At 43.9% G+C, this 25093-nt stretch carries 24 protein-coding genes and 2 pseudogenes; 4 read left to right on the forward strand and 22 right to left on the reverse strand.

Annotation, left to right across the window (positions count from 1 at the left end; translation table 11 throughout):
• Positions 1–14: 14 nt before the first annotated feature.
• The gene (locus ACFOHL_RS15495; protein WP_284218667.1) at positions 15–1058 is read right to left on the reverse strand and encodes a rod shape-determining protein; all 1044 of its coding nucleotides are present in this window, start codon (positions 1056–1058) and stop codon (positions 15–17) included.
• Positions 1059–1465: 407 nt separating this feature from the next.
• On the opposite strand from ACFOHL_RS15495, the gene ACFOHL_RS15500 reads away from it, so the two are divergent.
• Entirely contained in the window at positions 1466–2590 is a 1125-nt protein-coding gene (locus tag ACFOHL_RS15500; RefSeq protein ID WP_376921151.1) for a zinc-binding dehydrogenase, read from the forward strand.
• 273 nt (positions 2591–2863) lie between these two features.
• Here the strand turns inward: ACFOHL_RS15500 and ACFOHL_RS15505 are convergent, their stop codons facing one another.
• The 19 genes and pseudogenes from ACFOHL_RS15505 to ACFOHL_RS15595 all read right to left on the reverse strand — a co-directional run bounded on the left by ACFOHL_RS15505 (position 2864) and on the right by ACFOHL_RS15595 (position 21348).
• Positions 2864–5494, reverse strand: a complete 2631-nt coding sequence (locus ACFOHL_RS15505) for a DUF6701 domain-containing protein (RefSeq protein WP_376921174.1) — start codon at positions 5492–5494, stop codon at positions 2864–2866.
• A 198-nt stretch (positions 5495–5692) separates the two neighbouring features.
• Positions 5693–6898, reverse strand: a pseudogene (locus tag ACFOHL_RS15510) (LamG-like jellyroll fold domain-containing protein); the annotation flags it as partial.
• A 56-nt stretch (positions 6899–6954) separates the two neighbouring features.
• Positions 6955–7869, reverse strand: a complete 915-nt coding sequence (locus ACFOHL_RS15515; protein ID WP_376921152.1) for a hypothetical protein — start codon at positions 7867–7869, stop codon at positions 6955–6957.
• Positions 7869–8351, reverse strand: a complete 483-nt coding sequence (locus ACFOHL_RS15520) for a type II secretory pathway component (RefSeq protein ID WP_376921153.1) — start codon at positions 8349–8351, stop codon at positions 7869–7871. Before ACFOHL_RS15520 ends, ACFOHL_RS15515 begins: the two co-directional genes overlap by 1 nt.
• The gene (locus ACFOHL_RS15525; RefSeq protein WP_376921154.1) at positions 8332–9198 is read right to left on the reverse strand and encodes a PulJ/GspJ family protein; all 867 of its coding nucleotides are present in this window, start codon (positions 9196–9198) and stop codon (positions 8332–8334) included. The genes ACFOHL_RS15520 and ACFOHL_RS15525 overlap by 20 nt, the downstream gene beginning before the upstream one ends.
• Positions 9198–9797, reverse strand: coding sequence for a type IV pilus modification PilV family protein (locus tag ACFOHL_RS15530; protein ID WP_376921155.1), 600 nt, complete (start codon positions 9795–9797; stop codon positions 9198–9200). The genes ACFOHL_RS15525 and ACFOHL_RS15530 overlap by 1 nt, the downstream gene beginning before the upstream one ends.
• On the reverse strand, positions 9787–10344 hold the full coding sequence (locus ACFOHL_RS15535; RefSeq protein ID WP_376921156.1) for a pilus assembly FimT family protein: 558 nt from the start codon (positions 10342–10344) through the stop codon (positions 9787–9789). The genes ACFOHL_RS15530 and ACFOHL_RS15535 overlap by 11 nt, the downstream gene beginning before the upstream one ends.
• 34 nt (positions 10345–10378) lie before the next feature.
• The gene (locus tag ACFOHL_RS15540; protein ID WP_376921157.1) at positions 10379–10867 is read right to left on the reverse strand and encodes a prepilin-type N-terminal cleavage/methylation domain-containing protein; all 489 of its coding nucleotides are present in this window, start codon (positions 10865–10867) and stop codon (positions 10379–10381) included.
• A gap of 36 nt (positions 10868–10903) precedes the next feature.
• Positions 10904–11527: a type II secretion system protein gene (locus tag ACFOHL_RS15545; protein ID WP_376921158.1), complete on the reverse strand. Its 624-nt coding sequence runs from the start codon at positions 11525–11527 to the stop codon at positions 10904–10906.
• 8 nt (positions 11528–11535) lie between these two features.
• Positions 11536–12045, reverse strand: coding sequence for a hypothetical protein (locus tag ACFOHL_RS15550; RefSeq protein WP_376921159.1), 510 nt, complete (start codon positions 12043–12045; stop codon positions 11536–11538).
• Positions 12032–13258, reverse strand: a complete 1227-nt coding sequence (locus tag ACFOHL_RS15555; RefSeq protein WP_376921160.1) for a type II secretion system F family protein — start codon at positions 13256–13258, stop codon at positions 12032–12034. The genes ACFOHL_RS15550 and ACFOHL_RS15555 overlap by 14 nt, the downstream gene beginning before the upstream one ends.
• The gene (locus ACFOHL_RS15560) at positions 13258–15048 is read right to left on the reverse strand and encodes a GspE/PulE family protein (RefSeq protein ID WP_376921161.1); all 1791 of its coding nucleotides are present in this window, start codon (positions 15046–15048) and stop codon (positions 13258–13260) included. Before ACFOHL_RS15560 ends, ACFOHL_RS15555 begins: the two co-directional genes overlap by 1 nt.
• Complete coding sequence (locus ACFOHL_RS15565; RefSeq protein WP_376921162.1) at positions 15048–16178, reverse strand: tetratricopeptide repeat protein; 1131 nt, start codon at positions 16176–16178, stop codon at positions 15048–15050. The genes ACFOHL_RS15560 and ACFOHL_RS15565 overlap by 1 nt, the downstream gene beginning before the upstream one ends.
• Positions 16175–17125 (reverse strand): ExeA family protein, encoded by a 951-nt coding sequence (locus ACFOHL_RS15570; protein WP_376921163.1) that lies wholly within the window; start codon positions 17123–17125, stop codon positions 16175–16177. The genes ACFOHL_RS15565 and ACFOHL_RS15570 overlap by 4 nt, the downstream gene beginning before the upstream one ends.
• A 3-nt stretch (positions 17126–17128) precedes the next feature.
• Entirely contained in the window at positions 17129–18796 is a 1668-nt protein-coding gene (gene mshL / locus ACFOHL_RS15575) for a pilus (MSHA type) biogenesis protein MshL (RefSeq protein WP_376921164.1), read from the reverse strand.
• Positions 18793–19149, reverse strand: a complete 357-nt coding sequence (locus ACFOHL_RS15580; protein ID WP_376921165.1) for a hypothetical protein — start codon at positions 19147–19149, stop codon at positions 18793–18795. The genes mshL and ACFOHL_RS15580 overlap by 4 nt, the downstream gene beginning before the upstream one ends.
• Positions 19139–19804, reverse strand: coding sequence for a hypothetical protein (locus ACFOHL_RS15585; protein ID WP_376921166.1), 666 nt, complete (start codon positions 19802–19804; stop codon positions 19139–19141). Before ACFOHL_RS15585 ends, ACFOHL_RS15580 begins: the two co-directional genes overlap by 11 nt.
• The gene (locus tag ACFOHL_RS15590; RefSeq protein WP_376921167.1) at positions 19791–20417 is read right to left on the reverse strand and encodes a PilN domain-containing protein; all 627 of its coding nucleotides are present in this window, start codon (positions 20415–20417) and stop codon (positions 19791–19793) included. Before ACFOHL_RS15590 ends, ACFOHL_RS15585 begins: the two co-directional genes overlap by 14 nt.
• On the reverse strand, positions 20401–21348 hold the full coding sequence (locus ACFOHL_RS15595) for a biogenesis protein MshI (RefSeq protein WP_376921168.1): 948 nt from the start codon (positions 21346–21348) through the stop codon (positions 20401–20403). Before ACFOHL_RS15595 ends, ACFOHL_RS15590 begins: the two co-directional genes overlap by 17 nt.
• Before the next feature lie 641 nt (positions 21349–21989).
• Here ACFOHL_RS15595 and ACFOHL_RS15600 point away from each other — a divergent pair.
• Complete coding sequence (locus ACFOHL_RS15600) at positions 21990–22508, forward strand: hypothetical protein (protein WP_376921169.1); 519 nt, start codon at positions 21990–21992, stop codon at positions 22506–22508.
• A gap of 56 nt (positions 22509–22564) precedes the next feature.
• On the opposite strand, the gene ACFOHL_RS15605 is transcribed toward ACFOHL_RS15600, so the two are convergent.
• Positions 22565–23149: a beta-phosphoglucomutase family hydrolase gene (locus ACFOHL_RS15605; RefSeq protein WP_376921170.1), complete on the reverse strand. Its 585-nt coding sequence runs from the start codon at positions 23147–23149 to the stop codon at positions 22565–22567.
• A 54-nt stretch (positions 23150–23203) separates the two neighbouring features.
• Positions 23204–23767 (reverse strand): annotated as a pseudogene (locus ACFOHL_RS15610) (ISAs1 family transposase); the annotation flags it as partial.
• A gap of 257 nt (positions 23768–24024) precedes the next feature.
• On the opposite strand from ACFOHL_RS15610, the gene ACFOHL_RS15615 reads away from it, so the two are divergent.
• Entirely contained in the window at positions 24025–24480 is a 456-nt protein-coding gene (locus ACFOHL_RS15615; RefSeq protein WP_376921171.1) for a helix-turn-helix domain-containing protein, read from the forward strand.
• A 3-nt stretch (positions 24481–24483) separates the two neighbouring features.
• Positions 24484–24855: a hypothetical protein gene (locus ACFOHL_RS15620; protein WP_376921172.1), complete on the forward strand. Its 372-nt coding sequence runs from the start codon at positions 24484–24486 to the stop codon at positions 24853–24855.
• Positions 24856–25093: the final 238 nt, after the last annotated feature.

Consider the following 25093-nt stretch of genomic DNA (forward strand, 5'->3'; position numbering starts at 1 on the left):
AACCTTGCAATTGTTTACTCGTAACTAAACAAGTCACCGCCGTGCATGTCTATCATATCAAAGGCTTTGCCACCACCACGCGCAACACAAGTCAGAGGATCGTCAGCAATAACGACAGGGATTCCGGTTTCTTCCATTAACAAGCGATCGAGATCTTTTAGTAAGGCTCCCCCACCCGTCAATACCATTCCGCGTTCTGAAATATCCGATGCCAATTCTGGTGGGCTTTGTTCAAGTGCAACCATTACCGCACTGACAATCCCAGACAAGGGTTCTTGTAATGCCTCTAATATTTCGTTGCTGTTTAAATTAAATCCACGAGGTACGCCTTCCGCGAGATTGCGACCGCGTACTTCAATTTCCTTAACCTCTTCGCCGGGGTAAGCCGCGCCAATCTCATGCTTGATCCGCTCTGCTGTTGCTTCACCAATCAGCGATCCAAAGTTACGGCGTATGTAGTTGATGATTGCTTCGTCAAATTTATCACCGCCAATGCGCACAGAGGACGAGTAGACCACACCGTTCAATGAGATGATAGCTACTTCGGTAGTACCGCCACCAATGTCGACAACCATAGAACCGGTCGCTTCAGAAACAGGCAAACCCGAACCGATTGCCGCCGCCATTGGCTCATCAATTAAATAGACTTCTCTTGCACCTGCTCCGAGCGCAGACTCACGTATGGCTCGACGCTCTACCTGTGTTGAGCCGCAAGGCACACAAACCAATACTCTCGGGCTAGGACGTAAAAAATTATTATCATGCACTTGCTTAATAAAGTGCTGCAGCATTTTTTCGGTAACGTAAAAATCTGCGATTACCCCATCTTTCATCGGGCGTATTGCTTTTATATTGCCTGGGGTTCTACCAAGCATTTGCTTGGCTTCATGACCAACAGCCGCGACACTCTTGGGGCCACCCGCCCTTTCTTGTCGTATCGCTACTACCGATGGTTCGTTTAACACTATTCCGTTGTCTTTGACGTAAATCAGCGTATTCGCTGTGCCGAGGTCGATAGATAAATCGTTTGAGAACATGCCTCGAAGCTTTTTGAACATGGAGTGCCTTTTATTATTGTTTGTTACTGTGAGTATCGGTAAATATTCTGTTTGCCAATACTAGAGGCTGTTTATTTTTGTTGGCTATGTTTGTTATTCATTCAACAGACAAAGACAAACAACCTATGGGTTGACATAATTTTGTAACTGTACCAATGCGCTGGCGCGAGAGCAAGCAGTCCGTGAGGTTTTCTATTCATAAAAAATAGCGGGGAACAAGTTATCCTGCTTAATCCAACAGTCGTCTATCTGAAATTGCTGATAAGTTGCATAAATTACTGAGTTCAAACGCGCATAAATTTTGCGAAAACCAGCTGCTTCGGTTAAGATTTGCGCCTCAACAGATGAGAGTATACTGACATATACAAACCTTCCAACAAATCCAAAAGCATTATTAAAGAAATATTATGAGCTCAATAAAATGTAAAGCGGCGATTGCCCCCGGAGACGGCACCTTTTCAATTGAAGAGACGGAGATAGGCGCTCCCCGCGGTGATGAAATATTAGTGAAAATAAAAGCAGCGGCGATATGCCATACTGATCATGACTCTCTAAAATGGGGTATGCCAATCGTTATGGGGCACGAAGGCGCAGGTGTTGTTGAAGCCATTGGTGATGACGTCACTAAGGTCGCAGTCGGCGATGAGGTAATTTTAAACTGGGCTACTCCGTCTTACGACGGTTTTCAATGCCAAATTGGTAACCAGAATATTTGTGAGTGCAACTCTCCGGTTATTGCCAGCCATGCAGGTAAAATTTCTGGCGGTCATGTCGCTATCGAAAGAACAACCCATCAAGGCAAACCGATTGAACGTTCGTTTAACCTAGGTACCTTCTCTGAATATGCAATCGTCAAGTCCTCAGCAGTCGTCAAGAAAACATCAAAGAAACTTTCTTGGGCAGCCGCCTCTACAATTAGTTGTGGTGTAATGACGGGGGCAGGCTCCGTGTTTAACACAGCTAAACCTGAGTGGGGAAGTTCAGTAGTGGTTATCGGTACTGGCGGTGTCGGCCTAAATGTTGTGCAAGCAGCAAGAATTTCTGGTGCAGCAAAAATTATCGCGATCGACGTAAACGAACAACGTCTTGAAATGGCAAAAGAGTACGGCGCAACAGATGTTATTTTAGCTGACCGTGACGACAAAGGTCTTCTCAACGCTGCCGAAGTTGTCAAAGGCATGACACAAGGCCGAGGCGCAGACTACGCATTTGAATGTACAGCTGTTCCAGCTTTGGGCGTTTCACCATTAGCCATGATCCGCAATGCAGGTACCGCAGTGCAAGTAAGTGGTATCGAAGAAGAAATCACTGTAGATATGCGTTTGTTTGAATGGGATAAAATCTATATCAACCCATTGTACGGCGGCGCTAAACCGGATATCGATTTCCCTAAGTTTGAAGCATTGTTTGAAAAAGGGGATTTCATGTTAGAAGAACTGGTTACACGCACTTATAAGTTAGAAGATCTTCAACAAGCCTTTGATGACATGCTAGCAGGAAGAAATGCCAAGGGCGTTATAGTTTTTGACTAATTAAAAACTTAACTTAAAAATACGGCGTGATTATATTTTACTGAGTCCACCCGACTAAAATCAAAAACGCTGCGAGTATGTCCTTATACGCTTCAGTTTTTCATTCATGAAAAACAAATTTTGATTTTAGTCGGGTGGACTCAGTAAAATATAATCACGCTGTAAAACTTAAGAAGATACGTCACTGATCGTTTTCAAATTGGCCAAAGCTCGGTGATGTATCTAAAAGATAAGTCGATATGCACAACTATGATCACTATGCCTCACCAGCGATTAAAACACTTCGCGCCAATGAATAGTTTTGTCATTGCCTCGATACAGGCCAAAGCTAATGGCCGCCGTGGGGGTATCATCGTCATCAATGTCGCCATCCTGATCCCAATCAATGTTCAAATGCTGTGACCAGTGATTTGCGTCGCTAGTGGGTATTAGATGCAAAAACAACGACCCACTTTGCGCTTGACCATTTACGATAACTGGACTGAGCAACAAATCATCGTCACCCGACACCCCATCGCTTAACCAACCATTAGCGCTAATAGCAGTCAAGCTGGCACTCAAATCATTGACGCTTTCACTATCATGGCTCAAACGAATATCGCCTTGACTCATATCCAAATTGATAGCTGTACAATTATCCAAAGAATTTTTTTGCCATTGTCCATCTTGCAAATATTCCGCCTGCATGGGTACGCGCAAAGTGGTAGTTTCTGGTCCATAGGTGTTTTCGAGGCGCAGCCTTCCATAACGTTGCTGCGTTCCCGAAATATCTTCAATCGTTACAGACGAGCAACCACTGCTTGGAAAATTTGCCTGAAAACATATACCGTCACTGTCTGTGAAGAAATTTGCCGCAATAAGCAGATCAACTTGCGTAGCAAAAGGCGATGCGCTTAACCCCGAGGGAGCAGCAAGCTTTTGATAGCGCAATTGCGTGCCAGTTATATCTATGCTGCCTATTCCATCAAAAACTTGGGTATCAGCAATTGCGGGCCCCTGACCAACATTGTCGACCAATAAACTGCCTGAATAAACGGAATCATCCGAATAAGAAAACGAGCTACTAATTGAAGAGGTATTTGGCAACAAGCGCCACTCAGAACCAGCATAGTTGCGCGTAATTTGACCTTTTGCGTTGTAGGCACTTACGGTAAACGAAGGACGAGATGTGGTCGCGTAAGTAAATGTTTGCCCCACATAGGTAAATGCGCTCGCACAACGATTCTCAAACTCAGGTTGAATATAGCTCACGTCAAAGTACGCGGGAGTAAACCGTCCAAGCTGAACCGTATTCGATTGAATATTGCGACCTAAATAGTTGTTGTCTCTAACCCTCAACAGGTACTGCCCCGTCTCTTCCATGTACGCTTCTGCTGACTGCAGAACGCCGTTACTAAAAGTTACATTTGGCGTTGCCGTGTAGCCTGTATTGGTTTGAGATTGAACAAAAGTGTTACTATCAAGGTAAAACTCGGCGTCGACCGCTCCTTGTTCATTCGGTATTTGACGCTGCACCGACACACCAAATTCGGCATTTTGATAGCCAGGCAAAACACTACCATTTGCACCCAATGCCTCCACAGACAAAGAAAATTCCTCACCTGCAGGGGTTATTGCAGTGTTGTCTGCAGTTAATCTGAATGTATCGGGTACTATTTTTAAAACCGTATTTGCAGAACTCACCGACGCACCATTTAGTGTTCCAGATACGGTCAAACTTAGTTGTCCTGCATCTGCATAACTAAATTGCGCAAAATTGGCCTCGCCATTAGCATCAAAATTTAGCGATACAGTCCCCGTTTGACTATTCCCTCCAGACAGAGGGATACCAGCAAAGGGCACATTGCACTGACTAGGCGTATAGCTTGCGTCATTGGTTACTACACATTGATAGCGCAGTTCGACATCCGTCGTATCGTTGACCAAGGCTTCACAACTTTCTCCACCCATGACGCGAACGCCGACATTTGATAAAGAAGATTCGGCAACAAATGTAGTAGAAGAAAAATCGTTGTTTCCCGTACTTAGATTGAAAAACTCAAAGCCAAGATCACTGTACACAATCTCACAATTTGAAGAACATTGAATCGATGCTGAGGGTGATTGACTGCTACTGCCTAATGCTAAGGTATCCGCAGTTCGATATTGTAAACCGACTGTCGTCGACCCACTAAAGCTAATCGCTGACTGTTGCCAAGCATCACTTGGTGTTAGCTGCAAACTCACTACGTCATTGACCAGCTCGCTGCAATCAGCATTTGCGCAGGCTTTTATAGTAACAGTCGGATCACTACAGGTAATAGCTGTACTGGGATGCTCGATGCGATAATGATCAACAGGATTGCAAGCTTGTGCATCATCATGGTCTGCTTTAAATTTTGCCTCACTTACTGCCTGCCTGTATAGGCGAATATCATCAATAAACCCTCTTGCTGCATTCGGCGACATAAGATTGACAACGTAGGTACTATTGTTGTCTCCAAACACTAATGAATCGAGATCTGGCATACCCAAGCCGACATCAAAATTAGTTTCAGCGGCCTCAACACCGTTTAGAAAAATTCGGTATACCCTTGCATCCATATTCCACTGTACGCCGACATGCACCCATTCGTTCGCCGCATAAGAGGTACTGGGAGTCGTGGTGACGTAGTCGCGATCAAAAATATCTTCGACACCAAACGCGAGCGCGCCTGAGCCTTGTTTGGCCAAGTAAAAATACTTGGCACCATTCGCCTCATTTGGATTGCTGGCGTCAAATAGCATGGCAGTTTGGCCATCGTTCCAAACATCCGGATACCTAAACCAAAATGACACTGATCCCTGATTCCCAACAGTATTCAAGTCAAGGTTTGTATCGAAATAGATTTGCTCACCAGAGGTAGTATTGTCATCCGCTCGCATCGCTCGGCAATACTTATTGTTGGGGGGCAAAACTACCTCTAAGGCAGAATTTAAAACGCCATCTTGTTGATTGCCGCTTATATCTGAAACAATGGTATTTGATACTTCATTTTCATCAAAAGAATAGTGCGCCAACAACGAGTCACAGTCAGTACAAGCACCCAAGTCTGCCTCATACCAGTCACTGACATCCTGATTAGACGGTTGATGTTGATACAAGCGAATATCATCTAATTCCCCGAGCATAAAATCGTTGTATTGACTATCGTCAAACAGGCCTCTTGTTCGTTGTTGAGAGGTCGCGCCAAAGACCCAATCATCTAAATTGTTCTGCAAGCCGTTTCTATGAGAGTCATCGGACAGCACGAGTTGACCGTTAAGAAACAGTTGCGAGCCCATCGCGCCAAAACTGTATACTAGATGGTACCATCGATCTTCTCGCACTAAGTTGGCGCTCAAATATTCCTCGGATACCGACTGACTTTGATGCCTTACTCTTATTTGCCCTGTCGACAATACGTTTATAGTGAGGTGCCCGCCATCTGCGAAACCAAGACTATCTTTGGAAAGCAGTCCATTGCCACCCGCATGCCCGTTTGCACTATGCTGCAGATCAGGTAACTTAAACCATAAAGAAATCGCACCATCAGATAACAGCATATCGTCGTGGTGCGCGACAGTTGCGTATGATGCATTACCAGTAAATGCCAAACCTTGACAAAAACGGCTCGCCGGATTGATAGAGACACCTTGCCGTATAACGCCATTGTGCGAAGATTGCACATCTATAAGCGTATTACTGGAAAAAGCGCAGACATCAGCACTCCAATGAGAAATAAGCACTGGGTCTTGACTGCAATCAACGCATGCCTGACTCTCAAGTATACGCAGTAAACCAATTTGTGTATCGCTGAGAGCAAAGTCATATATGTAGAACTCGTCAATTGCACCATGAAAGAAATCACGTAGTTGGGACGCGCGGCTACTGGAGGAAAGCGGATCAAACTGCCAAGCATTTGCACCGATTGCCATAGACAAACCTACACTAGACAGGCCATCTGTAAAACTAGCGAAGGATTGCACTAGATTCCCATCTACAAAAATTTTCATTCCCTCGCTACCCCAACTATAAGCGACATGGTGCCAACGGTTTTCCTGTAAAATACTGCCAGTGTTTAAGGTTTGGCTTTGGCTGCTATTCTGTTGACGTACTCTTAGACCTCCGTTGTCGTCCAGCCACAAACTTAAGTGGCCGTTTGAAGAGGTGCCATTGGCATCTCTTGACAACAGGGTCATATATCCGGCTGAGGGTGAGCCAGAATGAGTAAAATCATAAGCATACAACCAGAACGCAATCGTTCCGCAGGGTAAATCAAACAAGCCACTATCTGGAATATCGATGAAGCCAGTTTGACCATTAAAATTTGCCGCTTGACAATAGTTGGATTGATGATTGACCGTTAAAGTCCAGCCACACTGCCATTGTTAGTACCAACTTGATCAGGAATAGCAGAAGGTATGCTGCACATATCCATAGAATAATACAAAATAGGCGTAGGGAGTTCGTTATCTTGCGTACAGGTGTTATCGAACATAGCCGTTTCAATACTGCTGGCGTCTAAGGTGAATTCGCCAACATCGCCTATGGCAATATTCGTGGCATTCACTGCACCAACAAGCTTGCCAAAATTATCCCAAATGACATCTTGTGCTGAATACAGATAACCACGCATAAACGTATTGGTAGAAGGAGAAAAATCGCTATAACTAATTAATACAAGTTGATCTGGCGTGCCGTCCCAGTTAAATCGAAGGTTTTGCTCAAAATTACTGGTATTGAGATAAAGCGTCACTTTTTGACCAGTAGGTATCACAAGTTTAGCGTTACTATCCATATCCAGTAAATTAAACCAATATACGCCGTTATCGAGAGTTAAGGTGCTGTTGTCGTCAATGTGTATCTCATCAATACGCGTGACGGTGCTGTTGCCAGTAATGTGAAAAGTCGAGTTTTGTTCGATAAAAATATTGTCGTAGCTACCTTGGGGAGTCGTTCCACTGCTGTTTAGGCTCACCGTAATATCCTGAGAGCTATTAGAAAAATTAAACCCCGGTAAATTTAGTGAGCGAGCGGGATTGCCCGAGTACATGCAAGAGGTCGTATCACAACTATTGCTTGTATCATCCCGAATAATAGGAATATCTATCACACCATCAGTACCAATCAGTCTTGCAAACTGGTTGAACGAGATCCCTCCAGCACTGGAAGACGAACTCGCCGCATCAGGGAAAACAGTAGAACAATTGGCCGCATCTACTTTAGGTAATGTGAAAGTAAGCCACAAAAACAAGAAGCTGAGTGCTCGCATATGCATTAATTACGCTCCTGTATGGCGTCAACAGACAGGGTTCGGCTAATGACACTATCTGCTAGGTCACATCGTCCTACACTGGAGTATTTAAAATAATCATAGCTTAGCCCGCCAAATACGATCGTTTCACTTGTGCATCTGGCCTGATAACTGCAACCCCTAAATCCATTGATTTGTGCAAAGCTAACTGGGCTACTGATACTGGTATTACATGATTGTGTGCTCGAACCAATTGGAAAACTCTGGCTGGTAAGTGCCTGCAGCCCGACTTTAGCTGCTTGCCTTGCTCTCAAACCATACACTTCTTGAACAGCAGTCGCAGAAGAGCTAGTCAATACTGATATCATCGTAAACACAAGCAAAGTCAATACAAGCATGATGAACAAAGCGATAACCGTCATGCTCCCTGCTTGTTTGTTCGGGGAGCTTAAGAATAGTCTGGTCTGCAGCACTTTATGTTGAAAATCAGGGCACATTTGGGACATGCACCTCTTTAACAATACTGATTTGTTCAGTGCCACGTGTGAACAAGAAGTTGATACGCACATAGCCGTTTCGCGCCAGTGTTGCGCCTACAGTTTGAAAAGGGTCACTGATTATCGTCGATGATGAAGGATTGGCAGATAATGCATTACCTAAGCCTTCCGCCATTAGCTCACCTCCAGAAGTATAAACTTGTTGATTGGCTAATAAACTGGTTTCATGGCGATATACCGACCCGTTTCGCAGACAATAACTGATACTGGCATTGGCAATGTAAATACGTCGAGTAGGAGAACTTAGCGCAAAACCATCATCTACTGACAACTGCACGATGCCATCACTGTCATCATCTGTCGTACAATCACCGTCACCATCATCACTGCAAGATGAAATCGATTGTCGCCGATTTTGCGATTGGTCATATACGTGTGAAGCACTCAGAGGATACACAATTGCATGGTCACTACTCGCTAGGCCATATGCATTACCATCGATGTCTGTCATTTTGACAATATCCATCACTGGACTCGTGTCTCCAACTGCTGGTAATGACAAATAAAAACTACTCCAATTTACCGGCACAAACTCGATACAATGCACAGCCGCGTTGCCGCCTATACGAATAGAGTTTGGTACTGCGTTTGACAGTTCTCTTGTAAACCTCTCAGTAACAAAAGTGGCATTGCGCAACAACTTGTCTCGCTCGGTAAGATCCACATATATGTCTGAGGCACTCCTTATAAACTTAGCTGTGCCCACGCCCACAATACCCAAAAGTACAATCACCAATATCAATTCGACTAAGGTAAAGCCTTTTGTTGTTTTCTGCGAAACTTGCCTTGAATGCATCAGAAATTATCCTTAACACTCGCAAAAACTATACGTTCATTGTCAGGCGTAACAAGTTCTACAGTGATTAACTTACGGTTTGCAATCAATATCCCAGAGTCAAGCACACCATTTTGGTCAAGATCATCATCATTTATACCGTCTAGGTTCGAATCGTAAAACACCCTAACCGAAGCAGAAAATCCAGCATAGATATCTTTATTCTGAAAGACTAAGCCACCGCCGAGTAATCCCACAATATCGGATCCACTTAGCTGTAATCCATGAAAATCATCGACATCATCATATTCTGACCGAAGGCTCTCTTCGGGCCCTAGCGCAGCGCTTTGTGTGCAGGCCACCTGCTCGTTGCATCGCTCAGTACCGCCCGCCATGTCTGATTGTTCATCGAAAGCTTTTGCATCAATTTCGTTAAGCAATGACTGCCCCAACATGGTCGCTCGAGACTGCCAAATAGGATCGATGCCGCGTTTAGCAAGCGGCAGGAATACATTGGTTAAGGACACTAGCGCAATCGACAATAACGCCATGCCCACCACGATTTCGACAAGTGTAAATCCAACTTCACTTTGATTTTTACGATGAAACTTAGCAAACATGTATATAGCCCTCGGAGCCGATACATACCGTCGTATTTGTTTGTCCAAGCAATGATATTTGACAGAATGAGTTGCAAGTGCCAGCGGAAGTAGTTGGTCGCCCGAGGGCATCAAACTGAATATAGTTTACACCGACACCGCTATCACTAGCCGCTAAACTAAGCGACAAGCGACTAAACTCATCCTGCGTGAGGGCAAGATTTTCAGGCGCATCAGTCGCTATCATCCCACCGCATGACGCGCTTTCGGTTCCACTAACATAGCGCCCAACACTTGGCCCATAAGCAGGTGAGCTTGAGGTATTAAAAATCATCCGATAGCAAAAACTAGATGAGGTATCGTGCATTGCTTTAGTCTGCAAGGCGCGAAGTGCCGCTAATAAGCGTTGCTGGGTCGAGCGCTCTGCAAAACCTTCCGTAGACAAGAATCGCGGCACCACATAGACAGATAAGATGGACAGAATGAGTACTACCGTAACTAGCTCAACCAGAGTAAAACCTGATTGAGCTTGGGCGAGTTTTTTAGTGCTCAGAGATGCCTTTAACATTCACCTTAGGTATCCTAAAAACGCATGGTTCTTGTTAGCAACCGTCAAATTGCACAGTGACTGTAGGAGTAGTTGAGGATGTGGCATCTGCATACGATACATAACATCTAGAACCTGCATTAGTGGATAGGGTCTCACCGTTAAACACGATAAAAAACGTTCCATCGTCAGTATCATTGGACAGGTCAAAATCTGCATCGCTGATATCAACAAATAACTGCAACATAGTCAAAGTTACTTCATCTGCCGCTGGATAACCAAATTGGGTTTGAACCGCGCCATTGTTTATCGATACCTGGCTATTTGCGTCAGTATCGTCCAGTCCTTGTACGCCATTGATTGCAGCTCTGGCATATACGAGTTGCGATCCACCTTGTATGGCCGCGGCCACGCCTTCAAGTGCACTGCGTCTAGCATCAGATTGCACATCAATAAACCGGGGAGCAGCCGTTACCGCTAAGATCCCTAAAATAACAATTACGATAATGAGTTCAATTAATGTAAACCCGCGTTGCTGTCTCATCTTTATTTCCTCGAAAAAACTGTTCAATACGTCGAACTAGTTGTTACTAAAAACCGTCACTTGCCCAATTCTTGGGTCGTAAACAAAACCGTTACCGTTGCTATTAGTTAACGGTTCTGACTGCAAATTCTTTACCGTTTGTAGTAAATAATATCGACATATATCATTTCCCCCAATGCCGGCGCCTGACTGTACATTGGTAAAATAAGAAAACTCTTCAGCGACATCTGGTTGCCATAGGGATGTAATCGTAGGAGAACTTTGCATTACTAGCGTAAAAATACTGCGGCAGTCATCAGCAGAAATGGCATCATCTTCTGTACTACCATCACTATTCAATTGCCCTGTGGGGTAGCCGGTATCTTTGTCCACGCCGATGGCGACACCATCAATGTTTACGAACGTTTGATTGGCCGCTTGATTAGATTCAGGTCGAGCATCAAGCTCCCATTGCGCTCTCACTAGACCGACACCAGTGGCAAAGCCACCCGACACACCTTCTACCGTTGCGTCTTCGGCGTCTTCGGTAACATCTAAGAAAGGAGGAATAGCCGTTGCCGCCAACAAACCTAGTATTACAACCACAATTACTAGCTCTATTAATGTAAAGCCACTTTGCATGGCAAGAGCTGCTCTACCGCTTAGTTTTTTAATCCGCATCACTGCACTCACTTAAGTTCAAAAAATTTTGCACGCTGTTCGTCATATGCAATCTGTCGTGTGCCTAGTTCAAACACACAAAGTTTACCAACTGCTTTCTGACCACTTTCACTTGGCAAGTTACTTAAATAGGTTGTCGACACTTTACCCATTTTACTTAGTGCCTCGGTATCGATAAAAATAGATAAGAACTCTGCACACACTTGGACATTGACACCATCATTAAAGGCATTTGGTAACCCAGTTGCCGTCATATGAAGAGTGATCGAGTTTGCGTCAGCGTTTTTATAGCTCATGTGCTTTGGCCGGCCTTGATGCTGCCATTGCCAGCGCAGTTGGGACAGTTCTTTGTTGAGTCTAAATACCGCACTATTGGCAACTGACTTGTCTAAAGAAGGATTGTCCAACAGAATGTATCGGATGGCCGTCACAACTAACAAAGCAATGACAAGCAATACAAACACATACCGCCACAAACGCAAGGACACACGCGACGTTCTCGCTCTATCGTATCGCACCCATCATGTCCCACATGGGTGTAAAAATTCCCAAAGCTAGTATTAGTACCATCACTGCCACAACCGAAATTAAAATAGGTTCGATTTTTGAAGTCAGTGTTTTAATGTCGTATTCGACCTCGCGTTCATAAAAATCAGCCACTTCTTCCAAGAGCTCATCCAAGCGTCCTGTTTCTTCGCCGACCGCTATCATCTGTAAAACCAACGGCGTAAATAACTCACTTGACTTCGCCACGCGACTCAAGCTTTCTCCTTTTTCAATTTTGCGTCGCATCTCAATAATACGCGAAGACATGTAAGCATTACCCATAGACTCAGCCGCCAACGACAAAACGCTTGTTAAGGGCACGCCGGCGTTTAACATCATAGAAAAGCTTCTGGCAAATCGTCCCAAAAGTGAACGCTCAATGATATCGCCAACAATGGGCGCGCTGAGTTTGAATCGATCCCATTTGATCTGACCTATTTCGGTATCAACGTATTTTCGAGCGGCAATAACGAGTATTAATAGCGCGCCGACCAGTATGTACCACTTGGTTAACATAAATTCTGATGTCGCCAGTAAGCCCCTCGTCATTAGCGGTAACTCACTGTCAAACTTGCTAAACATATCTGCAAAAACAGGAATAACAAATATGTTCATGATGACAAAAGCAGCAACTAAGGCGATAACGACAAAAACGGGGTAACGTGTAGCTGATTTAATCTGTTTGCGTGTTTCTTGTTCTCTCTCCAGATACAGGGCAAGTTGCAAAAACGCCTGATCCAACTGACCGGTATTTTCGCCAACGTGAACAATGCTCACGAACAGCTGTCCAAAAATATCAGGATGAGCAGCCAGTGCAGAGGACAGGTTTCTACCTTTTTCCAATTGCCCTACGACATCTTTCAAGGCAACGGTGAGTCGAATAGACTTAGTCATTGCTAAGCTAGACACGGAGCGCACAATAGGAATGCCTGACTTGGTCAGAGAGTACATCTGTCGACAAAAAATAATAAGATCTTCGAGCTTAACCTTTGGTGTGAAAACAGTTATTTGCGTATCATGTTTGTTCGATTCACTTGCTTTTTCGGCGCTGTCGGGCGTAATTTTCACTGGAACAATATTTTGATTTAACAATGATTTAGCTACATTTGTCTCATCAAGTGCATCCACCACGCCAGTAACCAAATCCCCTTGGGTGTTTCGCCCCTGATAGTGAAATGCCGGCACTAGTCTAAGTCCTCAAGCCGCCAATCACTGCTCGATTCAGCTTTGTCATTGCTAGCAGCTAGATGATTGTCTTCTGTTGGTGCGTGCGCTTTCCCATCAGATACCATTTCTACCAATTTAAGCACTTCATCCAGCGTCGTCAAACCTGCTTTGGCGTAGGCAAAAGCGGCATGAGCCAATGGTTTAAAGCCTTTTGCACTCTTAGCGATGGCCGTAAACCTCGCCGTATCATCACCTTTCAATGCGTCCATTAATGGCTCAGTAAATTCTAAGAGTTCGAACACCCCTATACGTCCGCGATAACCGGTAAAGTTACAGCGCTGACACCCCCTGCCTTTTTTAAATGAATAGTGACTCAGCTCAGGTTCAATCTGATGTAACCAAATCTTGTGCTCATTACTTGCTTGCGTATCTTGAATACATGCATCGCAGATTTTTCGAACCAATCGTTGCGCCACCACGCCTTTTAACGAACTTGCCACCAAATAACTGGGAGCGCCCATGTCAATTAAGCGAATAGCACTGCTTATGGCGTCATTGGTATGCAGCGTTGATAAAACTAGATGCCCAGTTAACGCGCCTCTTAAGCCTATTTGAACCGTTTCTTGGTCACGCATCTCACCCACCATCAGTATGTCTGGGTCTTGACGTAAACTAGTCCGTAAGACACTGGCAAACGTCAGGTCAATTTTAGGGTTTACTTGCACTTGATTGATACGTGTTAGCCGATATTCCACGGGATCTTCAACCGTGATGATCTTATTTTCGGGCTTGTTCAACTCGGTTAGCGAACCATAGAGCGTTGTTGTTTTGCCCGAACCTGTCGGTCCAGTCACCAAAATCATGCCATGTGGGCGATGCAGAAGCGCCCTAAAACGCGTGATCATCTCTGCCGGCATGCCGGTTTGCTCAAGGGAAAGTACACCTTGCGATTGATCGAGCAATCGCATCACTACTGACTCTCCACCATGCACGGGCATCGTCGACACACGCACATCGATTGGGTGGTGCTTTACGACAATACGTGTGCGTCCATCTTGGGGTAAGCGTCGCTCAGAAATATCCATATTACACATGAGTTTTAATCGGAGTATCAAAGCCGAAGCTATATTTCCTTCAGGAATGATATTCTCTTGTAAAACGCCATCCACTCGCTGCCTTATCCGCAATTGATTTTCATCAGGTTCAATGTGAATGTCAGAGGCTTTGGCTAACACAGCATCTTCAAAAATAGACTGCAGCAACTTGGCGACAACATTATCTTGTTCGTCACCAATACCAGCATCTAGCTGAAATTCGACATCATCTTCATATTCGTCGGCTAACTCTTGAGCAAATGAGGCGATTTCTTCAGTTTTACGATAATAATTTTCATATGCGGCAAATAGCTGGGTTTCACTGACCACTACAACTTCTATTGGTTTGGGTAGCTTTGCGGATAGCTCGTCTAGCGCATTGATGTCAGCAGGATCACTCATCCCCACCAATAATGTATTACCTTTGTCTTCGATGACAATCGCTCGGTATCGACGCGCCTGAATTTCAGGTAACAAACGCACAGCATTATTGTCCACCCGCTGATTGTCTAAATCAATTAACGGGACATTTAAGTGCTGTGACAATAAGCTTAAGAGCTGCGTTTCAGTCACAAGCTGCATAGAAATCAACGTAGCGCCTAATTTTCTTCCTGACTGACGCTGCTCAGATAAAGCCTGTTGTAACTGTTCTTCATTTATTAAGCCATTTTGAATAAGCAAGTCGCCTAGTCTAAGTTTAACACGTTGGTTCATTAGGACTCTCTTGTTAAGGCTTGCAAACGTTGTTCAACGAAATCGTGTACCTGATCCGGCAATTGATTCATTTGTCGTACTTGGCGATACGAGCTGAGCGCTTGTTCAGGTAACGCTAACTTGTCTTGGCTAACCGCTAAACCTAACCACCACTTAGCATTTTGCGGCTCACGCAAGACCAAAGTCTGGTAGTCTTCAAAGGCAAGGGAATACTCGCCATGTCTTTCTGCCAACGCAGCTCTAAAACCGACAAATTCAGACACCGCCATACTTGTTTTTGGTTGGCCTTTTAGTATCTCCATTGTCAATTTTTGATCGCCTTGTTTATATGCAATCCTAGCTAGCATCAGGCGCATACTACTGTCCTCAGGAACGTCTTCTAAACCTTCAAACAATAGCTGAAAAGCTTCATCTTCTCGTTGTTGCATATACAGCAGACTGGCGAGTTGCTTCCTGACTTTTACTAATGAGCTATCGATACTCAGCACTTTGTACAAGGTTGTCACTGCTTTCTTGGTATCTCCCCTAGCCACAGCAAAGCGTGCCGTTGAACGCAATTCTGCTACTTGGTGATTTACGCCATTGCTGCTTACTTTTTCAAAATAGCTGTCTTTTTTTGGAGGCGCCGGTTGTGTATTGGCTGCATCAAGCCCTTCATCTTGGGTTTTCTCCGCTAAATCGACATGGTGATGAGTCACTTCCTTGGTACTGCTTGAGACAAACTCGTTTTGCTCACCTTGTCGCACTGCATGCACCTCATCAGTGCTAGCTTGATGGGTAGTACTTTTCTCTTTGCTCTCTGCTAACTTTGCTGGGCTGTTCTTTTCTGTCGTGTCTCTCTCAAAAGACGACTCACCAACAATTGGAGGGCTTGCGGACGCAAATAAATCTTCGGGCTGAGAAACCGGTTTAGTTTTAATTATTGTTTTGGGCACTTGAAGTGATTGCTCTTGCTCGCCTTGCCACATCAAAGTTAGGGTACTTGCTAGCACTGCAATCGTCACCATCGACACGATTACCAACACCAAAAGCCTCGTGCCTTGCAATTTTGGTGGAATATAAGCTGTTGATGCCGCTTCAGAGCGCTCGCGCCCCTCTAGATCGCGCAGCATTTTGTTTACTACGCTCATTGACGCCACTCCGCGACTAGGCTTACGGCAGCAAGGTACGAGTCAAAAGGTTGGTATACCAATAGCAAGAGTGCGAACAAAAATGCAAAAGCTGCGCTGGGAAATACCCAAGAAAACCAGTTGTTAATTGATGAAGATTTTACAGCTTCCGTGTCTTTCGCAGCCAGTTTGATGTGTTCTTGGGAGATCGCCCTTTTTCCTTCTCCATAGGCTAGCATCAGTGCTTTGTGGCACACAACATTGACTAGTCGCGGCGTACCTGAAGTCAACTTGAACAATCGCTGGCATACTTCTTTACTAAAAAGCTGTTCACTTGTGTTACCAGCAACGCGCATGCGATGTCGCACATATTGATAAACTTGATCAGCGTCCATTTGCGATAAATGGTAAGAAAAGGTGATACGTTGCCGCAATTGACGAAGCACCGGTTTTGCTATTTTTTCGTTTAACTCTGGCTGCCCAAAAAGCACCACTTGCAACAATTTACTAGATTCTGTTTCCAGATTAGTCATCAGTCTCAATGCTTCAATACTTTGCTCAGGCAAGGCTTGCGCTTCGTCAATAATCAGGACTGCGGACTGTTTGTTTTTTCTTATTTCAACCAGCTTTTGTTGAATTTTTTGCGTAAACTCCTGTTGATCACTATCCGCCGACAGGTCGACCTCAAGCTCTGTTGCCACTGACTTGCGTAATTCAGAGGGTGACAAAAAAGGATTCGGTATGTAAGCAGTCACATACCCGTCGCCCAACTCATTCATTAGCTTGCGACAAATAAGGGTTTTCCCCGTCCCTACTTCACCCGTGACTTTAATGAAACCTTCACCCGAAAACAAAGCTGTTTTTAATACGTCAATAGCTTCATTGTGACTTGGAAGACCGAAGAAAAATGAGGTATTAGGCGTAAGTGTAAAAGGAAGCTGATTAATACCAAAATGATACAAATACATACATTACTCCACATAAAGCCAATTTTTCATCTGTGTTCGACTGCGTTCTAATTCGCGTTTCCACGTACCATTTTCAACGACTGTGGGTTTCAGCAAAATCACCAGTTCTTTTTTGACTTCCTTTTCACGCTTGTTTTTAAACAAGTTACCTAAAACGGGGATATCACCCAGCAGCGGCGTCTTGGTTTCTTCTTGACTAGTAATAGACTGCATCAATCCGCCTATTACCACTATTTCACCAGACTGTGCGCGAATAATGGTATCGGATTCACGGATAGTGCTTTGTGCAAGTGGTAAAACAATGCGTTCTTCATTCAAGGTCACCACTTTTTCTTGTTCCTCGGTTTCAATCACCGAAGGATGAATGTGCAACAAAATACTGCCTGATTTATCTATCTGTGGCGTTACATCCAACGCGATGCCAGAAAAGAATGGCGTAAGCTCAATGTTTGGAATCACTGATGTGGACGTCGCTGTAATGGTATTTTGGCTCGATACTTCTGTCACAAAGTATTCGTCGTCCCCCACTTTAATCACGGCTTTTTGATTGTTAATGGCGGTGACACGCGGGCTAGACAACACCTGCACATTGCCTTGGGTTTGTAACAAGTCTAGTACGCCAACAAAATCTTGGTTTATAAAGCTAAGACTCGTAACGCCCCCCAAAGAAGCACTAATACCGTTTGTTAAAGCAGTAGCGGCAGACGAAAATTGCAAATCCGTACTACCAATATTACCAGCAACCTGCTGCCAATTTATGCCTTGTTGGTATTCATCGTTCAACACCACTTCTAGTATCCGCGCTTCAATAATCACCTGACGTGTTAGGTTTTGTTCAGAAACCGATAAGAAACGTTCGATTGTATTGATTTCATCTGGCAAGGCTCTCACCGTCACCAAGCCGGCTTGTGGCGAGACTAATACTGACTTACCTTCGCCATCACCTAACATTGTGCTAAGTGAACTTTGCAAGTTTTCCCAAAAATTCAGTTCACTACTCGTACTGATTGTCGTACCGTTAGTGACACCACTTGTACCACTAAAATTGCCACTGCCACCTAAACTCTCTCGACTGGTGTTGCCATTTTGCTGAAAACGATTATTCTGTTGCGCGCCATTGCCGTTCCCAGATTGAGTAACACCACCTGAAATAATACTGGTTTGTGTTTGGCCATTTCTTTGCATCATCAAATAATTAACTGCAAACGTTTCGGTACGTAGGCCTGCTGGAAATACTCGATATACGCTGCCAACTTTTTCAATATGGTAACCGTAAAGATCCGTTAGTATAGAAAACACATCGGTCAAACTAACTTGTTTAAGCGATAGCGTGATCAAACCTTGCACTTCTGGATGTAGCGCTACTGAAAATGGCGTATCAGCCACCAAACCAGAAAAGAAACTCACAGCCTCTACTGCATTCGCATTTATGTCGTACTTTTCTTCTTCAATGAGCGTATTGCTGACATGCAGCCCTGTTGGTAAGAGTGTATTGGCAACGGCGTCTGGAATAGTCTGCAAGGGCTGACTTGCAGAATGCTGAGCTTCAATTTGACGCAAATCTTGTTCTAAAGCGTCGATAACATGGCTCTCATCTGTTGAAACACAGGCACTAAGACAGAGAGTGGTCGCCACTGTTGATGCTGAAAATATACGAAAGCGGCCACTCATTTTATTGCTCGCTTAACGATATTCTTCGTATCGTGTAAGTTAAGGGTTGTCGGTACGTCATTTGCTGTTATGTCTTGTAGTTCAATGCTGTTTTCTTTGATACTGAGTATTTCACGCCCTCCAATAATATCGCCTTGGCTCATAATGCGGTCATTTACAATTGCATAGTTGTGTTGGCCTTTTGTAAACACCGCACTGAGTACCAGTTCTTTTGAATGCGTGTTCGCTTGTGCTGTCTGCGGTAGCAAGGGCAAAGGAGGCTTAGTGGGATCCTTTTCTACCTTTGCGGATATATGCAAAGAAAACAGGCAACACATACCGAGTAACACTATTCTTTTAGTTTTAATTAACACCGATGAAAGCCTCCTGCGTACTTAAGGTATATAACTCTAGTTCTGTATTCGCATTGGGATACTCACCTACTTGATATTCCAGCTTTTTCCAATAAAGTTTCCATCCTAGGTTTTCGGCATTTTCGAGAAAATCTCGAGTCGCAAAATAGCTTCCCTCAAAAGACAGCTGAATACCGTGCTCAAATAGCGCTTGTTGCGCGTTCAACTCAGAAAACAGAGGCCTAGGGGGAATGGATTTCATTGTGTTTAACTGCAGTGATGATGCCTCAGAAAACAGTTGTCGCAACAGTAGCGGCATGGCTTTAGGTGATACGAGTAAATCTAGCTCTCTTGAAAACTTTTCATTCAGCTCATCTAAGCGACTATTTAAACGAACAATTTTTGCTTTTATCTGTTCATCTGGATCTGTAGCCAGTTGGTCAACAAGTGCCTGTCGAGTTTCCGCTATTCTCGTCAGTTGATCTCGCTTGTACCCTGTTTGTTGCTCTATTTTTTGGTTGTGCTTAATTATCGGCTCAAGTAACCAAATACTGCCTAAAAAAATTATCATTATCGGCGTTGCAAAAAATATTAAGCGCTGCTCTCGCAGCCCAAGATTTTCATACTGAGCAACTGCACGTGCAAACAAACTCTGCTTAGTATCATTTACTGCCACTTTCTACTCCTAAGTCTTGAGTATCTTCACGATCAGATAAGCGTTTTGACAAGTTAAAAGTAAGTGTGTCTTCGCTTCTTTTTACACTTGCTTTATCAAACTCTTGCTGTTTAAAAGTTTCAGTGTTTGCCAGTTTGACCAACCATTTTGGCAGTGCAGTAGGGTCGGCTAATTGCCCCCTTACCACTAAGTCACTGCCATGAACTGAAAAATAGGTTAACCATAAGTCATCACTTGCTGTTTGCGAAAAAGCATTGAAAACCGAAGAAAAACGACTTGTGCGCTGCGTAGACAATGCTTGTAAGTTGTTTAGCAACTCACTTTGCACATTGACCTTAGTGCTTACCGCCGCAAGTTTTCTATCAAGTATTGGATCAATCGTATGTGCCTCAAGTGCTTGCGTTAGCTGAATGATTTCTGCCTCAGCGCTTTTAATTTTTTCTTCAATACTGCTCAGTTCATCTTGGTATCCAGATTGAACAGACAAAACGCCAAAATAGAGTGAGGCTATCACTACACATGACAACAGAGAGAAGACGCCAATATTGCCAACTGAATACAACTTGAATATTGGTTTAAATTCATCGTGATAAAGGTTAATGTGCTGCTTCATGCTCTATCTCGTCTTTATTATCTGCTGCGTGCTTAATGCTTGTATTTTGTTGCGCAGCGAGGACAAAGTGGGAATATGCGGCGCCTAAACAACTAAAGCTAGCCATCTTAAAGTTAAGGCCATCTGCACAAATCAAATCTGGTATAAATAGTTCGCACGGCACCCCCATGGCTGATGAGATTTTTGCCGACAAATATTCAGCATGTTGGGAGTCGAGTTTAATCACAATGCCTTGCACGGGCGCTTGGCGAAGTTGACTTTCAAAATAGTCCATCGAGCGTTGAATTTGCACACAGAGAGAATCAACAATTCCCATGTCCAATTCACTCTCAGAAAAGGTTCCGATATTTTCATAACCTTTTAGTCGGCGGCTAAAGTAAATTTTGCCATCTTTTACTATATTTAGTACCACCTCTTCACCATGCTCTTGGACGAGGCTAATTATGGCTTCTTTTCGTATCGGCATAAGTGCAGTGACGGTGAATTCTTCGACAGAAACAGCACTTAAGTTAAGTTCTGCTTTGTAAATAGCATGACTGAGTTTTTCAACTTCTTGGCGCGCAAGTGCCACTACCAATACCTTGCGTTGTCCTCCCACATTTGCCGGTAAGTCTGCGTAGTCATATACCAGATTTGTCGCTTGCCCTGATAACTCATGCAGAGGCCATTTTATTGCCGTAAATACTTCATCATCGGCAACATCTGGCCTATCAATAGTGTGCATTTTGTACCAGTGTGCAGTAAGTGCAAAGTAGCAGCAAGCGCCTTGTAGCCCTCTTTGCTTAACCATTTCTTTGAGCGACTTTTGCCAAGAGTGATGGGAGAAACTCAAATCTGTTTCCCATACAATTACGTCATCTTCTTGACGGATAATACAGCAGAGAACTTGCTCCGCGGTAAATGCTAAACCAATTGCAGTGTTTTTAGGCACTGACCTAAATTTCCGTCGAAAGTAGTCTTTCCAGCCGATTTGCATTGACAGAAATGCCCCATGTACATCTGCGTCAAAAACTCGTTAATACTTGGCTTGTTGCGCAGAAAAGAATGAATATATTGGGCATTCAGCAAAAATGCTGCCAGTTGCGCAAAAAAATGCTAGCCCTTATGTTTCGTTTAAATGCTGTTATGCAAAAAATCAGAAATGTATTCAGGCCATACACGAAGGTGCTTAATAGGAACATGACAAGGTTAAATTATACTTAAGTATAAATTTAACATTTAAACTTAAGTGTAGTATTGGTGACAGTGTAGAAAAAAGCTGTTGTAATACCATGGCGGTTTGCCTAGGGTCTGTTGACCTTTGGTGTGCAATTTTGCAGCGGTTTGTGCTTCATTTATACAATGCAGAGCGACTGTCGTGTAGTTGTTCTACATCAAGGAGCGATAAAGCAGTAGAAATGAAGCACAAGCCCTGCCCAGAAGGGTTCAATTATAGTCTACCTGCTCCTTGTTGCAGCCTTTTGACTTAACCCATTAGGCCTGCAAGTCTGCGCCGCGATCAGATAGACTATAATTGAACAAAACTTGTACACCAAAGGTCAACAGACCCTAGCAAAGCTAATTGTTTTAAATATGAGTTACCTAAAAACATTAACAGCATTTTTTTTCTGTGCAGCAGCCACGCAGTCCATGCAATTAAATGCGTCTACAAAGACCTTTCAAGCATCTGTTACTGCGCACCCTGAGGCTGAGTTTAGTGAAACGCAAGCGCTAAATTTTGGTACAATCGCTACCTTCGTCGGTGCCAGCTGTGCATTAGCAGCAGATGGCAGTATTAGTGGAAATTGCGACGCCAGCTTTGCTGATGCTTCGACCGGAAATATATCGGTTGGAGGCCTTTTAAATAATACCCTTCTCAACATCCAAGTCAGCGGCAGCACAAATAGCTACACAAGCATGACAGCACAAGGGAATGCCATACTTGGAAGCCGATTGGTGCCGCTTGAAGACGGCGTGCCTGTGCAAGTCAATGTTGGTGAAGACGCCAACAATTTTAATCTCAAGGTTTTCGGCGCGATAGAAGTAAAACAAACCTTAGAAGCAGGACAAAACTACCACAATGACTACACTGTAGAAGTGTCATTCCAATGAGCATTCGCTTCGCAATAAGTGCATAGAGAGAGCGTATACAACAAGCTCACTCAGCTTTACTCTACAATTTTTCCGTCAACAACCATTATGCAATCCATGCCTGCCCTTTCCGCCGCTTGGCGCCCGATGTCTGTATCCTCAAACGCAACACACTCACTTGCTTTAACACCCATGTTTTCAGCAACAGTAAGAAAAGTTTCAGGGTGTGGTTTTCCTTGTTTGACATCTGTCGCCGTCACAACCGTATCCAACCATTCCAACAAGCCGGTATTGCCCAATAAGTCCATCGCATGTGCACGTTCTGAGCCCGTGCCGACCCCCATGGGCAGGATGCCATGGTTAGCCTTCAATATTTCGACTGTAGCTTTTATTGTTTCAGGCTTATGCGCTAAACCTTGCCATTGAGATTTCTTGCGCGCGGCGATATCAGCTGGGTCGTGCTGGACTTGATGCTTGTCAATAAGACGCTTAGCAATATTAAGTGTAGGCACCCCACCCAAGCTGTACATGTAGTCACGGTCAAAAGGAATATCATAGTATTCACAGGTTTGCTGCCAAGCTTGTAGGTGACTGCCCATAGAATCAATCAAGGTACCGTCCATATCAAACACGATACCTGCATACTTACTTAAATCTACCATACAAAAAAACTATCGAAAACGTCCGCATGAATTTGAGTGTATCAAAACATTGTGACAAAGTTTTGTGTTTGGCGTGATAATACAGTTCTCTATATCTAATAGACTTAGTAGTTCGGGTATCGCTGTGATCTCATTACTTTTTTCACGCGTGGTTTTTTGACCGAGTACAAGCTGATGCGCACAACACCACGCACTCACCGAATGGAGTGGATTTCGCCGATGGCGAGTATCAAAAGAGCGTCGGGCTGTTTTTCCATCGATAGCAATAATTTCACAGTCAGTCACATCAATAAGCCCATTTATCCACGTATGAAAAGCTTGCTCAACCTCTTCAGGCTTTAATCTGCGCAGCACGCGAGCAATGGTATCGTGTCGCGGAATACCTGATGTAAATGGGCGAAATTTACGTAACCAATCCAATTTGTGTTTACCAAATATTTCAATGTCTTCCCAACCTTCTGCGCCCGATACGACTGCGCTTAGCGTAAGAAATAAAATATCGAGTAAGTCATACTTCTTGCAGCGGTTTATCCGTGGATCAACAATATGTGCACAGCTTGAAATAAAAGTCGGTTGTGTCAATGGGATCCATCCCGTAAGTTGTATTGAAACGCACATCAAGGATAAACAGATAAGCGAACGCCACCGAATTCGACAAGAAAAGGCATTACCTCTGCTTACGCAGCTTGAAACGTGGCTGAATGCCTTTTCGAATATTTCGAATACTTGACATTCTTTCGAATATTTCAAATAATGTGATTGGTTAACTCACTTTACTGAGTTAACCAACTAACCAAATTAATAGACTCAATACTTGAACTGAAAGACAAATCAATACTTCATATTTGAAAAACTGAAAAACTGAGACGATGACTATGTTAAATGTACAGTCCTTGCCAACTGCCGAAGAGGTAGCATTGGCCAAGCTAAGTAGCCAAGAACTTTCTGCTGTATTAGAAACTAACGGTGAAATACAGGACTTCAATGTAGTAGGCAAAGATGGTGAAACGCACCAAGTAAAAATGCCTGCTAGCGCGGTTAAATTGATGATTGAGGTGCTCACGCAACTCGGCCAAGGAAATAGCGTCAACATTACACCGATACATGCAGAATTAACTACCCAGGAAGCGGCTGATATATTAAATATGTCGCGACCTACGCTAATCAAATTATTAGACTCGGGAGATATTCCTCATAGTCGAACGGGTAACCGCCGTAAAGTAGCGTTTGTAGATGTGATGAATTACAAGCAGGACATTGATGCAAAACGTCTTGCTGCCTTGGACGAACTAACTGCACTCGATCAGGAATTGGGATTGGGATACGAATAGAAAATGGCGACATATACAGTCATTCTGGAAGCATGTGTGTTGTATCCAGCGCCTGTACGCAGTTATTTGCTTTATCTAGCTCAAACTGGTTTATACAGAGCAAGGTGGACAAATCAAATACATGATGAATGGATCAGAAACTTACTAAAAAATAGACCTGATTTAACGGTTGAAAAGTTGGCTAAAGTCCGTGCTGCAATGGACCGGCATGCGCCTGATTGTCTTGTCGAAGGATACGAATCAATAATTGATGGAATAGACTTGCCTGACCTAGATGATAGGCATGTGGTAGCAGCCGCTATACAAGGTCAAGCTGAAGGCATCATTACTTTTAACCTAAAAGATTTTCCTAAATCTGAATCCAAAATGAATTAGGCTACGGCAACTAAGTCGTGGCATTCATTGTTGTTGGCTCATTGAAAACGGTATTGTAAATCAAGTACCCGATTAATCCATATGGGGGGTCGGATCTACGATCCAACCTTGGGTAGATTCTTGCAGGCTGATCCGCATATTCAAGCGCCTAAGAATAGCCAGAACTTTAATCGCAGTCACAGAGTTGCCGCATACTTGGAAAAGGCAGGGCTAATTGAACGAGATGCAAACAGTGCTT

The organism is Agaribacter flavus (assembly GCF_042646125.1).
Lineage (GTDB): Bacteria > Pseudomonadota > Gammaproteobacteria > Enterobacterales > Alteromonadaceae > Glaciecola > Glaciecola flavus.

What these genes read in the sequence shown, in the direction of transcription:
- ACFOHL_RS15495 (WP_284218667.1), bottom strand. Translation starts at nt 1,058, where the DNA reads ATGTTCAAAAAGCTTCGAGGCATGTTCTCAAACGATTTATCTATCGAC.
- ACFOHL_RS15500 (WP_376921151.1), top strand. Translation starts at nt 1,466, where the DNA reads ATGAGCTCAATAAAATGTAAAGCGGCGATTGCCCCCGGAGACGGCACC.
- ACFOHL_RS15505 (WP_376921174.1), bottom strand. Translation starts at nt 5,494, where the DNA reads ATGCGAGCGGATGACAATACTACCTCTGGTGAGCAAATCTATTTCGAT.
- ACFOHL_RS15515 (WP_376921152.1), bottom strand. Translation starts at nt 7,869, where the DNA reads ATGCATATGCGAGCACTCAGCTTCTTGTTTTTGTGGCTTACTTTCACA.
- ACFOHL_RS15520 (WP_376921153.1), bottom strand. Translation starts at nt 8,351, where the DNA reads ATGTCCCAAATGTGCCCTGATTTTCAACATAAAGTGCTGCAGACCAGA.
- ACFOHL_RS15525 (WP_376921154.1), bottom strand. Translation starts at nt 9,198, where the DNA reads ATGCATTCAAGGCAAGTTTCGCAGAAAACAACAAAAGGCTTTACCTTA.
- ACFOHL_RS15530 (WP_376921155.1), bottom strand. Translation starts at nt 9,797, where the DNA reads ATGTTTGCTAAGTTTCATCGTAAAAATCAAAGTGAAGTTGGATTTACA.
- ACFOHL_RS15535 (WP_376921156.1), bottom strand. Translation starts at nt 10,344, where the DNA reads ATGTTAAAGGCATCTCTGAGCACTAAAAAACTCGCCCAAGCTCAATCA.
- ACFOHL_RS15540 (WP_376921157.1), bottom strand. Translation starts at nt 10,867, where the DNA reads ATGAGACAGCAACGCGGGTTTACATTAATTGAACTCATTATCGTAATT.
- ACFOHL_RS15545 (WP_376921158.1), bottom strand. Translation starts at nt 11,527, where the DNA reads ATGCGGATTAAAAAACTAAGCGGTAGAGCAGCTCTTGCCATGCAAAGT.
- ACFOHL_RS15560 (WP_376921161.1), bottom strand. Translation starts at nt 15,048, where the DNA reads ATGAACCAACGTGTTAAACTTAGACTAGGCGACTTGCTTATTCAAAAT.
- ACFOHL_RS15565 (WP_376921162.1), bottom strand. Translation starts at nt 16,178, where the DNA reads ATGAGCGTAGTAAACAAAATGCTGCGCGATCTAGAGGGGCGCGAGCGC.
- ACFOHL_RS15570 (WP_376921163.1), bottom strand. Translation starts at nt 17,125, where the DNA reads ATGTATTTGTATCATTTTGGTATTAATCAGCTTCCTTTTACACTTACG.
- mshL (WP_376921164.1), bottom strand. Translation starts at nt 18,796, where the DNA reads ATGAGTGGCCGCTTTCGTATATTTTCAGCATCAACAGTGGCGACCACT.
- ACFOHL_RS15590 (WP_376921167.1), bottom strand. Translation starts at nt 20,417, where the DNA reads ATGAAGCAGCACATTAACCTTTATCACGATGAATTTAAACCAATATTC.
- ACFOHL_RS15600 (WP_376921169.1), top strand. Translation starts at nt 21,990, where the DNA reads ATGAGTTACCTAAAAACATTAACAGCATTTTTTTTCTGTGCAGCAGCC.
- ACFOHL_RS15605 (WP_376921170.1), bottom strand. Translation starts at nt 23,149, where the DNA reads ATGGTAGATTTAAGTAAGTATGCAGGTATCGTGTTTGATATGGACGGT.
- ACFOHL_RS15615 (WP_376921171.1), top strand. Translation starts at nt 24,025, where the DNA reads ATGTTAAATGTACAGTCCTTGCCAACTGCCGAAGAGGTAGCATTGGCC.
- ACFOHL_RS15620 (WP_376921172.1), top strand. Translation starts at nt 24,484, where the DNA reads ATGGCGACATATACAGTCATTCTGGAAGCATGTGTGTTGTATCCAGCG.